This is a genomic window from Pseudovibrio sp. FO-BEG1 (assembly GCF_000236645.1).
Classification (GTDB): Bacteria; Pseudomonadota; Alphaproteobacteria; order Rhizobiales; family Stappiaceae; genus Pseudovibrio.
Window position 1 is genome coordinate 2,874,748 of sequence record NC_016642.1, and the last position, 12,257, is coordinate 2,887,004.

A 12,257-nucleotide genomic window follows, 5' to 3' on the forward strand; every position below is an offset into this window, starting at 1 on the left:
CTGTAGACCAGACGAGGAGTATTCGCGTGACTGCGACAGTCGCCATTATTGGCAGACCTAATGTTGGCAAGTCGACGCTCTTCAATCGCCTTGTGGGCAAGCGCCTCGCGCTTGTCGATGATACCCCAGGTGTGACCCGTGACCGTCGGTCCGGTGATGCGCGCTTGGGCGATCTGCGATTCAGGATCGTTGATACTGCCGGCTTGGAAGAAGCAGAGGCATCTAGCCTCGAAGGGCGTATGCGCGCTCAAACAGAAGAAGCAATCCGGGAAGCGGATGCATGCTTGTTCCTTATTGATGCACGCGCAGGCTTGATGCCGCTCGATGAACATTTTGCAAATCTGCTGCGCCGCAACAGCACCCCTGTGATCCTTTGTGCCAACAAGGCAGAAGGCAAGGCTGGTGATGTTGGGCTCTATGACGCGTTCACGCTCGGCTTTGGCGATCCGATCGCGCTGTCGGCTGAACACGGTGAAGGTCTCTCTGAGCTCTATGACATGCTGCGTCCGATCGTGGATGAAGCTGAAGAGCTGGAAGCCTCTCAGGAGTTCACCGAAGCGCGCACAGACGTTGACGTCGAAGACGAAGAGATCGACGAGCCAGTCGGTACGCGTGAGCGTCCACTGCGCATGGCGATTGTTGGTCGTCCAAACGCAGGCAAATCCACTCTCATCAACCAGATGCTGGGTGAAGAGCGCCTGCTGACCGGCCCTGAGGCTGGCATCACCCGCGACAGTATCTCTGTTGAGTGGGAATGGCAGGACCATCACGTCAAAGTCTTCGACACCGCTGGTATCCGTAAGAAAGCCCGCGTTCAGGAGAAGCTGGAAAAGCTCTCCGTTGCAGATGCTCTGCGCGCTGTGAAGTTTGCGGAAGTTGTTGTTGTCACCCTTGATGCGACCATCTCCTTTGAAAAGCAGGATCTGCAGATCATCGATCTGTGTGCCCGCGAAGGTCGCGCGATCGTAATCGCGGTCAACAAGTGGGATCTGATCGAAGATCGTGAAGACGCCTGGGGCCACATCAAGGATTCTCAGGAACGTTATCTGAACCAGCTGCGCGGCGTTGAGATTGTCACCATGTCCGGTATCAACGGGCAGGGCCTTGATAAGCTCATGCAGGCCGTGTTCCGCGCCTATGAGATGTGGAACAAGCGCATTGGTACCTCCAGCCTCAACCGCTGGCTGGAAGGCGTTCTGATCCACCATCCGCCGCCAGCAGTGTCTGGCCGCCGTGTTCGTCTGCGTTTCATGACGCAGCCTAAAACACGTCCACCGCATTTCGTGGTGTTCAGCTCCAAACCGGACAATCTGCCGGAGAGCTACACCCGCTACCTTGTGAACGGTATTCGCGAGCGCTTTGACATCAAAGGCACGCCGGTTCGTCTGTCCTACAGAAAAGGCGAAAACCCGTACCACAAGAAGAGAAACTGATTTCAGTTTCCCATCAGTTTGAAAGGGCAGCACCGCGCTGCCCTTTTTTATTTGCCAAAATCGTAGAGAACCGGAAGCTGTCAGGGGGCAGGCCACTAGAGATTTTGCAGGTTCGGCTTTACTCACAAACAATCTCTTTCTCATTTAGGAGAATGAAACACCAAGAGCACCGTATGGTTTTCCATGCAGTGTTGAAACCAGCAACCCCGATGACCGGGATGAGCAAGGCGAACAGGCAATGCCTGCGCATTTAGTAGGTAGTAATTTCTTCGGCATCAGCTACTCGCCTTGCCCGGGCGTTTTTGCAGGAGGCTAAGGCCAGGATCCAGAAGACACTTGGAAGACTTAAGGCCGTTGGAAAGCCTCAGGTCTCAGTGCTGGCGCCCTCTGGTCTGGCCGGACATCCGCTATCCCTCAACACTGTTGGTGAAAGGGGAACCTCCACGGACCTGCTGCGAAATACGTTACCTTCCGCAGTAGCCCCGCCCAGTTCACACCAGTCTGAGGGACGTTCCCTCAAACCACCCGTTTGTATGAACATGAAACCTAGTATGAGACGCCTTTCGGGGAAGGGGATAAGTTTTGCACCACCATCACATGCTATGATTGTCTCTCGCACAAGCAAAGCGCTCTGTCGAAACCACAGCCCCACCTGTCACCCACTTGAAATTTTCTCTAGAAATATCAGCGAGCGCCGCTAAGAAGTTGCAATTCGTCCTGAATCTGCTTTTAATCGCGCTCGTTTCCAGCACTCCGTACTTTAAATAGGAATCTCATGTCACAAGACCGTTTTACGTTTGCCAACGCACTGGTTAAGCGCGCTGGCGCTTTTGCGCACGAATACTATACGCGTTTGGAAACTCTCAACATCGAGAGCAAAGGTCATCAGGACATGGTTTCTGAGGCTGATCGCGATACTGAAATACTGGTTAGAAATGCAATTGCTGAAGCATTTCCTGATGACACTATTGTGGGGGAAGAGGGCGATCCAAAGCAGGGCACCTCTGAATACACTTGGATCATCGACCCGATCGATGGAACTGCAAATTTCGTCTCCAGCATCCCGCAGTGGTGCGTAATCATTGCCTGCGTGAAGAACGGTGAGAAGTACATTGGCGTAGTTTACGACCCATGTGCAGACGAACTGTTTGCTGCTGAAAAGGGCAAAGGCGCCACATTGAATGGCGTGCCAATCAGCGTGTCCAAAAGCGCATCCCTGTCCAACGGCTCTCTTGGCCTTGGCTTCAGCGCGCGCGGCCGCAATCAGGCTGTAAAAGACACCGTGAACATGCTGCTCGATGAAGGTGGCATCTTCTTCCGCAATGGATCTGGCGGTCTGATGCTGTCCTATGCCGCTTCTGGCCGTCTCATCGGTTACATCGAAGAGCACATGAACTCATGGGACTGTATGGCAGGCATGCTGCTCGTGGAAGAAGCTGGCGGCATCTGTCAAGAGATCAACGTTCAGGATGCTGTCATGAACGGCTGTAAGGTCGTGACAGCAGGTCCGGACGTGTTCAATCAGGTCAAGGCCCTCACAGACAAAAGCTTCATCTAGAACCATGAACATGTAAGAGGTGTTTGGACAACATGATTGTGGACTGATAGATCTTCATTGATTAGCAAAACACTCTTGTCACAAGTATAGAAGAACTTGTTGGCAGATATCATTTGCTTTGTATTCGCTAGTCCTACGATTTGCTCGTTTGCTTCAAACACCTCTTCCTTAACCGCTCTGTTCTGAGCAACTAAGAGTACTTTTCTTGTGATTGGTACGCAGATTTCAATGTTTGGTGTATTGAGCCCGAAGTACATACCATCCCCACCATTGGGGTGGCTCAAAACAAATGGGCGATCACACATAATAAAGTTTGGTTCTTCACTTTCGATAATGTGTAGCTGATAGTACTTCTGGGACAGACTTTTTATAACGGTCTCTATTAAATTGAGCTCTGTCTTAATGAGATCAGTTTGATTGTATTCAAACTCACTTTTATTGGCCAAGTTCACATCATCACTGATACTGTCTACTATTTCTTTTGCTCGCTTCATCGGGGCCTCCAAAGTATCTCTAAATGAAGGCACGCGCAAAAATAGTGTTGCCAAAAGTAAATCTAGGTCCGGACGCTCTGAAGATAATGGTAGAGCACTCGTATCACTGATACGGGAGATCACTCGCTCAATTTTGGGCTCAATTGTTTCTCCATACCAGTCTTCTATCAATAGAGGGTTGGGATGTTGGACCTTATAATAATCACGTTGAGCGCAGGCGTCATTGGGATTGGTAATGAATGGTTGGCTGTTGTTTTTTGGAACACATAGGAAAGGTGATGATTTCTTGCCTTCTTTTGTAAAGCCCTTCAGATATCCTCGAGGGATGTAATGATGTTTTGCCTTTCTGCCCATTTCAGTTCATTTCTCTTGTGAGCGTAATCATATTAATGAAGTTTCGAAGTAACTATCGCACATGTTTCTATTTCTAACAAAAAAGCCCCGGCAACGACCGGGGCTTTTCGTTTCTTGAAACAGGAATGGATTAGCTTGTCAGCTGCACGAAGTCGCGCAGTTCCTTGCTTGGGAAATCGTAGAGACGACCGTTCTCTTCATTTTCTGGCAGGCAGAAACGAACGATGTCCTCGGAGATCTCAGAAGGATGCGGCAGCGTCTTTGGATCTTCACCCGGCATAGCCTTCGCACGCATACCAGTGCGCATTGGGCCTGGGTTGATCAGCATGGACTTCACGTTGGTCTTGCGTGTCTCGTTCACATACGTGCGTACAAGAGCCTCCAGAGCCGCTTTGGACATGGAGTATGGTCCCCAATAGGCACGGCACTTGTGTGGGGCTCCTGAGGTCAGGAAGACCGTGCGACCCGCATCAGACTGACGCAGAAGCGGATCAAGTGAGCGGATCAGACGCCAGTTGGCAGTCACGTTGATCTGCATCACTTCATCGAACTTCTTCGGAGCCACGTGACCCAGCGGAGAAGTTGGGCCAAGAATACCTGCGTTGCCGACCAGAATATCGAGCTTTTTCCAGCGTTCAAAGATCGCAGCGCCCAGACGGTCAATCGCATCAAAGTCTGTCAGGTCAAGCGGAACAAGGGTAGCAGAGCTGCCCAACTGCTGGATTTCATCATCCAGTTCTTCAAGGCCACCAACGGTGCGGGCAACAGCAATAATGTGCGCACCTTCTTCAGCAAGCTTTTTTGCAGCAAAATAGCCAATGCCACGGGAGGCTCCCGTGACAACAGCAACACGACCTTCAAGTCTTTTCGAACTCATTGAACTTAACCAGTTTCTACAAGGCGAGGAGCCTGACGTGTGTCCACATCGTCAGACAGATCTGTAAGCGGGGTTGGATAGTCCCCGGTAAAGCAGTGATCAGTGAACTGCGGGTTCTCGTTGTCGCGGCCATTCTCATGACCCATCGCACGGTAGACGCCGTCAATGCTCAGGAAGGCAAGAGTGTCTGCGCCAATGTAATTGCGCATACCTTCCAGATCATATTTGGCAGCCAGCAGCTTTTCGCGCACTGGCGTATCGATACCGTAGTAATCGGAGAACTTGATTGGAGGTGAGGCCAGACGGAAGTGAACTTCCTTCGCGCCAGCATCTCTGATCATCTGCACGATTTTCAGGCTGGTTGTCCCGCGCACAAGGCTGTCATCCACCAGCACCACACGCTTGCCTTCAATCTGCGCTCTGTTGGCAGAATGCTTCAGCTTCACACCAAGCGTACGGATTTGCTGTGTCGGCTCAATAAAGGTACGGCCAACATAGTGGTTGCGGATAATGCCCAGCTCAAACGGAACACCGCTCTCAGCTGCAAAGCCAAGCGCAGCCGGAACGCCGGAATCAGGAACCGGAACAATCACGTCCGCTTCAACAGCGCTTTCCTGTGCCAGCACACGGCCAAAACGCTTGCGAACGTCATAAACGGAATGACCATTCAGAACACTGTCTGGACGGGAGAAGTAGATGTACTCGAAGATGTCCGGACGGGCAGGGCGCTTGCCAAACGGGAAGTAGCTCTCGATGCCACCAGGAGTACAAACAACAACCTCACCGTTCTCAACCTCACGAATGAACTTCGCGCCAATGATGTCCAGCGCACAGGTTTCACTTGCAAAGATAGGAGCACCGTTCAGGTCACCCAGAACCAGAGGACGAATGCCATAAGGATCGCGCGCACCAATCAGCTTCTTGCGGGTCAGCGCCACCAGAGAATATGCACCTTCCATCTGGCTGATCGCCTCGATGAAACGGTCCACGATCTTCTTCTCGCGCGAACGAGCAACCAGCTGCAGAACCACCTCACTGTCAGAAGTGGACTGACAGATAGCCCCATCCCTGATCAGTTGGCGGCGCAAGGTCAGCGCGTTGGTGAAGTTGCCGTTGTGACAGATCGCAATCCCACCACCGTCAAGTTCAGCAAACAGTGGCTGAACGTTCCGCAGCGCTGCTTCACCAGTGGTGGAGTAGCGTACGTGACCGATCGCGTAAGGACCTTTCAGGTTGTCAATGGTCTCTTGCTGGGTGAAGTGATCACCTACAAGGCCCATATGGCGTTCTGAGCGGAACTGATCGCCATCAAATGTCACAATGCCCGCTGCTTCCTGTCCGCGGTGCTGAAGCGCATGAAGCCCCAGAGCGGTCAGTGCTGCTGCATCGTCATGTCCAAGAATGCCAAAAACACCGCATTCTTCGTGCAGGGTATCGCCGTCAAAATCTGCTCTCAACTCTCTCAAGTCGGCAGAATTGTTTGATACACCACTGCTCATGGCATCACTCCTTGGTTCTTCCTTAGGCCAATTCTCAAAATATCAGCTTAGTTCCGGCCATCGCCAGAGGCCGTCAGCTGGTCCAGTCCGCGCCGCTCACTTGGGGAGTAGCGGGCTTCTTCATCACTGGACGCTCCGTTCGCAGAGCCGGTTGAACCGCCCTGTTTACGGATCTGATCCATAATAGCACGCTCAGGATCTTCCGGCAGCGCCGCCACAAGGCTCTGGCCGCTGGTCACCAGCAGGTGACGGGATTTTGCATCCATGATCCAGTTTGGCTGGCGTGGTTCTGGTACAAACCAGTTAAAGAACAGCAGCGCAACAACAACAAGCAGGAAGCCGCGGGCAGCGCCAAATACGAAACCGAGCGTACGGTCGAGCGCGCCAATCCGGCTGTCCAGCACGAAGTCTGAAATGCGCATGGTGATGTAGCTCACCACAATCAATGTCACGAGGAAAACAGCACCTGCTGCGATCGCAGTTGCAAGTGTGTCATTGGCGACGTGTTGCAGCACAAATGGTTTCAGACTTCCGTAGAATAAATAGGCGGCGACTGCTGCTGCGACCCAGGATGCTATGGAGAGCACCTCACGAACGAACCCGCGAATCATCGCAAGAACGCCAGAGATCAGCATGATAACCAGTAGAATTCCGTCTAAGAGTGTGATCGGCATCTGTCGACACATGTCCCTTGTTTGACTGGCAGGCAAACCAACAAAAATGCCTGCCGGTTAAAATCAGCCTAGGTTAAACCCTTAAGCGTTTTCCATTTTCTGCGCACTGGCGGCAATATTTGCTACCAGATCTCCAAGCTCCTCAAGTCCTTTGACATGACCGAGAGCGTTGGAGCCTTCCTTCATATTCCCGTCAGGGATTACCGCCTGACCAAATCCAAGCTTCTGCGCCTCCTTCAATCGGGAAGCAGCCTGGGCCACTGGTCGAACTGCACCAGACAGACTGATTTCGCCGAAATAGACGCATTCGAGGGGAAGAGCAACCCCACTAAGCGATGAGATTAAAGCTGCCGCAACGGCGAGGTCAGCTCCTGGCTCATTAATTCTTAGGCCACCAGCAACGTTCAGATAAACGTCATGCTGAGCGAACTTAACACCGCAGCGCGCTTCAAGCACGGCCAAAATCATGGAGAGGCGCGCGCTGTCCCACCCGATCACCGCCCGGCGCGGTGTGCCAAGCGGAGAAGGGGCCACAAGCGCTTGCATTTCCACCAGCAATGGCCGCGTACCTTCTATACCGGCAAACACGGCTGAACCTGGAGCAGTTGCGCTACGTTCACTCAGGAACATAGCACTGGGATTCTTTACTTCCCGTAGCCCCATATCAGACATCTCAAAGACGCCGATTTCATCCGTAGGACCAAAGCGGTTCTTCACCGCACGCAAAATGCGGTACTGATGAGCGTTGTCGCCTTCAAAGTAGAGCACCGCATCAACCATATGCTCCACCACGCGCGGGCCAGCGATCTGACCATCCTTGGTCACATGGCCGACAATCACAACGGTGGTGCCGGTCTTCTTGGCAAAGCGTACAAGCGCCTGAGCAGAAGCGCGAACCTGTGTCACCGTTCCCGGAGGAGAATCGGCCATCTCGGTCCAGAGGGTCTGGATACTGTCGATGATCACAAGGTGAGGGCGCTCGTCCCCCTTCTTGTCTTCCAGCGTTGTCAGAATGTCTTCAACGCTGGTCTCTGCAGCCAGCTGAACCGGCGCATCACGAAGTCCAAGGCGTTCGGCACGCAGACGCACTTGATCCACCGCTTCCTCGCCAGAGATGTAAACGATGTTGTGTCCCTGAAACGCCAGATGCGCACTTGCTTGAGTAAGAAGGGTGGATTTACCGATTCCAGGATCACCGCCAACAAGCAGCGCAGAGCCTTTAACGAAGCCGCCACCGGTCACGCGGTCCAGCTCGGCAACACCGGTGATGATACGGGGAGCTTCTTTTGTCTCTCCAGACAATCCAACCAGCGGTACGACCCGGCCTTTAGCTCTTGAAGCCGTTTTAGGGCCAGCACCAATGCCACCGGCCTGCTGTTCTTCCTGAATTGTGTTCCATTCGCCGCAAGATTCGCAGCGGCCTGCCCATTTAAGTGTGGTTGCCCCACAGGACTGACAGACAAATGAAAGGGAGCGTTTCGCCATATCGAATTCAGGTTCCTGCCAGTGTTCTCTCGCTAGCGTTTATAGTGGCGTGTATAGCGTGCTCCAAGGCTACACAGCAATTCATATGGGATGGTTTGCGCAAATTCTGCCAGTTCATCCACGTTTACATGCGCCCCCATAATCTCAACAGGGGCCCCGCGTGACAGATGCTCCTCAGGGATGTCCGTCACATCAACTGCAATCATGTCCATGGAGACGCGGCCAAAGATTGGCGCAAAGTGCCCACCAATGTAAACCCGCGCACCATTGGGCTGATCATCAGAGCTTCCAACCAGCCGGTGCAGACCATCCGCATATCCGGCATTTATGGTTGCAATTCGGCTTTTTCGCGGTGTTACGCGGGAAGCCCCATAACCCACAGGATCACCATGTGGAACCTCGCGCAAACTGATGATCTCTGCCTGCACATGTGCCACCGGAAGCATCGGGTTGGTCTCGTCCGGAACCGGATTACCACCATAAAGCGCGATGCCTGGGCGAACCATGTCGAAATGGTAATCGTCACCCAGGAAGATACCGGCTGAGTTGCTCAAAGACTTGCGTGCTTCAGGGAACAACTCGCACACGCGCTGGAAGCGGTTAAGCTGTTTTTCATTGAGCCCATGACCCGGCGTATCCGCACAGGCCAGATGGCTCATGACCAGATCAATCCGGATGCCTTTCAGAAGATGAGCCGACTCACCAATCTGCAGGGCGTCACCAATGGACATGCCCAGCCGGTGCATCCCAGTGTCGAAGTGAAGCGCCGCTGGCAACTCCTCTTGCAGGCTTTGTGCAAAGGAGGACCATTCCGCAACTTCTTCAAGGCTGTTAAGCACTGGCTTCAGATCAAAATCGTAATAGAACTTCTCGCGATCACGGAACAAACCGTTGAGCACGTAGATTTCGGCGTGCGGCAGTTCTTTGCGCAGCTCAATGCCTTCTTCCGGAAGAGCAACGAAAAAGACGCGGGCACCGGCGTGATAAAGTGTTTTGCCAACTTCCGCTGCACCTGTTCCGTAGCCATTGGCTTTCAGAACCACTGCGCAGGTGCAACCGTCTCCGACCTTGCCGTTCAAATAGCACCAGTTGGAGCGTAGAGCAGTAAGGTCAATGGTTAGTTTTGCAGCGCCGCCAGCAGAAACTGCAGGGCGGTCAGATGTAGGAGCGGCAGAATGTGTCACGCGAATGCCTTCAGATTCTTTGAATGCCCAGTAACCTACAAAAAATCAGAGCAATAAAAAAGCAAGACCCGGAGCACTGCACAACTGATGCGCGTAACTCCGGGTCAATCGCTAATTCAGTAGGATGATCCTGCCTTACTCCATAATTCTGTCAGGAATATGGGCGTCATCTGCCAGATCAGAGAAGCGGGTGAACTCACCCTGGAACTGCAGATCCACAATGCCGGTCGGACCGTGACGCTGCTTAGCGATGATCACTTCCGCCTTGCCGCGCAGCTGTTCCATCTTGGCGTTCCACTCTTCGTACTCAGGCGTACCTTCAGGCGGTTCTTTTTTGCCCATGTAGTACTCTTCGCGATACACGAACATGATCACGTCCGCATCCTGCTCGATCGAACCGGATTCACGAAGGTCAGACATTTGAGGACGTTTGTCATCACGGTTTTCAACCTGACGGGAGAGCTGGGAGAGGGCGATAATCGGAACATTGAGTTCCTTCGCCAACGCCTTAAGACCCGTGGTGATCTCTGTGATTTCCTGAACGCGGTTGCCCTGGTTCTTGGAAGAACCTGTCAGAAGCTGGATATAGTCCACCACGATCATGTCCAGACCCTTTTGTCTCTTCAGGCGGCGTGCCTTGGAAACGAGGGAAGCGATGGAGATACCACCAGTCTGGTCCACGTGCAGTGGAACGTGCTGCATGTGCTGAGTCGCAGCCACAAGCTTCTCGAATTCAATCTCGTTGATGTCGCCGCGGCGAATCTTGGAGGATGAGATTTCGGTCTGCTCGGAGATAATACGAGTCGCCAGCTGTTCGGCGCTCATCTCCAGAGAGAAGAAGCCAACGACGCCGCCATTTACAGTCCGTACAGTGCCATCTGGCATCTCTTCAGTCTGATAATTCTCGGCAATGTTATAAGCGATGTTCGTAACCAGCGATGTCTTACCCATCGCAGGACGACCAGCCAGTACGATCAAGTCTGAAGACTGCAAGCCACCCATGAGCTTGTCCAGATCGCGCAAGCCCGTGGAAACACCGGAAAGCGCACCTTCACGCTGGAACGCAGCCGCCGCCATCTCGATGGTTTCAGTCAGCGCGCTGCCAAAGTCCTGAAAACCGCCGTCGGAACGACCGGTTTCAGCCAATTCAAACAAACGACGCTCTGCATCATCAATCTGAGAGGAAGGTGGCATGTCGATCGGCGCGTCATAAGCGATGTTCACCATGTCTTCGCCAATGGTGATCAGGTTACGGCGAGTTGCCAGATCGTAAATGGTCTTGCCGTAGTCTTCCGCGTTGATCACGGAAGTCGCATCACCAGCAAGACGCAGCAGATACTGAGTTGCAGACAGGTCTGCGATCTTTTCATCTGCCGGGAAAAACGTTTTGAGCGTAATAGGCGAGGCAATCTTGCCAGCCTTAATAAGTGCCCCGCACTTGTCGTAGATATCCTTGTGGGGTGCCAGGAAAAAATGCCGAGCTTCCAGGAACTCCGAGACACGATAATAGGTCTCGTTGTTCACCATGATGGCGCCAAGAAGCTGACGCTCCGCTTCGGCGTTATGTGGGACCACACGCATGGTCTCACTAGCCTTTTCTAATTTTTGGACTGTGCCCTTCATTCCGCCCCTCGTGCCGCTTGGCACCCTGAGTACAGCCATTCGTTGAACAGGAAAAGAGGCTCTGAACACCTTAAGCCCAGTTCTTTAACAAAATTAAATCAGCGGGGAAAATTGCAGGTTGCCAATTGACAGTCGACACTCTCCAAACGCGAGAAAAGCTTAGATTTTTTGTTTAAAATCAGCTGTATTCAGGGATTTTCGCCCCAACTACAATTATTAACAAACTCTTTTTTGAGGAACAGAATCAGAGGAGTTTTTGCCGATTCTGTCAGGTGTAAGGCATCAAAAAAGGCGGAGTCAGAGACCCCGCCTTTTTCATAGAGGAATGAAGAAAAATTATTCTTCAGTTTCTTCTTCTTCGCCTTCACCAGCTTCTTCAGAAGCTGCTTCTTCGCCTTCTTCGAGATCTTCATCTTCATCAAGATCTTCGTCGAATTCAAAAGCGTCGTCGTCCTGTACGGTGAGGTCTTCACCTGCTGCCTGACGCTCAGCTTCGTCTTCAGAACGAGCAACGTTAACAGAGATTTCAACTTCAACTTCAGGGTGAAGAACGATGGATACTTCGTGCAGACCAATGGTCTTGATTGGCGCGCGCAGGGAAACCTGGGAGCGAACAACGGTGAAGCCTGCTTCGGTCAGCTGACCTGCGATGTCGCGGGTAGCAACAGAACCGTAGAGCTGACCGGTTTCGCCAGCAGCGCGGATAACAACGATGCTTTCGCCAGCCAGCTTTGCGCCAACTGCTTCTGCTTCGGTCTTGCGCTCAAGGTTACGAGCTTCCAGCTGAGCGCGTTCGTTTTCGAAACGCTCAAGGTTAGCTTTGTTAGCACGCAGAGCTTTTGCCTGTGGCAGAAGGTAGTTACGAGCGTAACCGTCTTTAACAGTTACAGTGTCGCCCATCTGGCCAAGTTTAGCCACACGCTCAAGAAGGATAACTTTCATGGAATTTCTCCTTTGCTGTCCTGCGGAAAGAGTGTTCCGCAGTTAGAGAGAGGCGTCGCGATCGCGATCAGTCTCTCAACCGTGATTCCGGCGGGGCCGAAATCATGAAAAAGGTCAGGATGCAAAGCACCCTG

The 12,257-nt window shown here is 52.6% G+C and carries 10 protein-coding genes; 2 read left to right on the plus strand and 8 right to left on the minus strand.

The genetic code is table 11. The features are described from left to right. Positions 1-26: 26 nt before the first annotated feature. Complete coding sequence (gene der / locus PSE_RS13205; protein WP_014285315.1) at positions 27-1,433, plus strand: ribosome biogenesis GTPase Der; 1,407 nt, start codon at positions 27-29, stop codon at positions 1,431-1,433. 775 nt (positions 1,434-2,208) lie between these two features. Continuing rightward, a complete protein-coding gene (locus PSE_RS13210) occupies positions 2,209-2,991 on the plus strand; it encodes an inositol monophosphatase family protein (RefSeq protein ID WP_014285316.1) in 783 nt (260 codons plus the stop codon). Here PSE_RS13210 and PSE_RS13215 read toward each other — a convergent pair. The 8 genes from PSE_RS13215 to rplI all read right to left on the minus strand — a co-directional run bounded on the left by PSE_RS13215 (position 2,988) and on the right by rplI (position 12,123). Continuing rightward, a complete protein-coding gene (locus PSE_RS13215; protein ID WP_014285317.1) occupies positions 2,988-3,839 on the minus strand; it encodes a DUF4238 domain-containing protein in 852 nt (283 codons plus the stop codon). The two genes, PSE_RS13210 and PSE_RS13215, sit on opposite strands and share 4 nt — an antisense overlap. 130 nt (positions 3,840-3,969) lie before the next feature. Next, entirely contained in the window at positions 3,970-4,716 is a 747-nt protein-coding gene (locus tag PSE_RS13220) for an SDR family NAD(P)-dependent oxidoreductase (RefSeq protein WP_008551929.1), read from the minus strand. Positions 4,717-4,721: 5 nt separating this feature from the next. Then, the gene (purF, locus tag PSE_RS13225) at positions 4,722-6,215 is read right to left on the minus strand and encodes an amidophosphoribosyltransferase (RefSeq protein ID WP_008552038.1); all 1,494 of its coding nucleotides are present in this window, start codon (positions 6,213-6,215) and stop codon (positions 4,722-4,724) included. Between the two features lie 47 nt (positions 6,216-6,262). Then, entirely contained in the window at positions 6,263-6,889 is a 627-nt protein-coding gene (locus tag PSE_RS13230) for a CvpA family protein (protein WP_014285319.1), read from the minus strand. Positions 6,890-6,970: 81 nt separating this feature from the next. Next, positions 6,971-8,374, minus strand: a complete 1,404-nt coding sequence (radA, locus tag PSE_RS13235; protein WP_008551956.1) for a DNA repair protein RadA — start codon at positions 8,372-8,374, stop codon at positions 6,971-6,973. Positions 8,375-8,406: 32 nt separating this feature from the next. Beyond that, on the minus strand, positions 8,407-9,558 hold the full coding sequence (gene alr / locus PSE_RS13240; RefSeq protein ID WP_014285320.1) for an alanine racemase: 1,152 nt from the start codon (positions 9,556-9,558) through the stop codon (positions 8,407-8,409). A gap of 135 nt (positions 9,559-9,693) precedes the next feature. After that, positions 9,694-11,181, minus strand: a complete 1,488-nt coding sequence (locus PSE_RS13245; protein WP_014285321.1) for a replicative DNA helicase — start codon at positions 11,179-11,181, stop codon at positions 9,694-9,696. 336 nt (positions 11,182-11,517) lie between these two features. Beyond that, positions 11,518-12,123 (minus strand): 50S ribosomal protein L9, encoded by a 606-nt coding sequence (rplI, locus tag PSE_RS13250; RefSeq protein WP_008551838.1) that lies wholly within the window; start codon positions 12,121-12,123, stop codon positions 11,518-11,520. Positions 12,124-12,257: the final 134 nt, after the last annotated feature.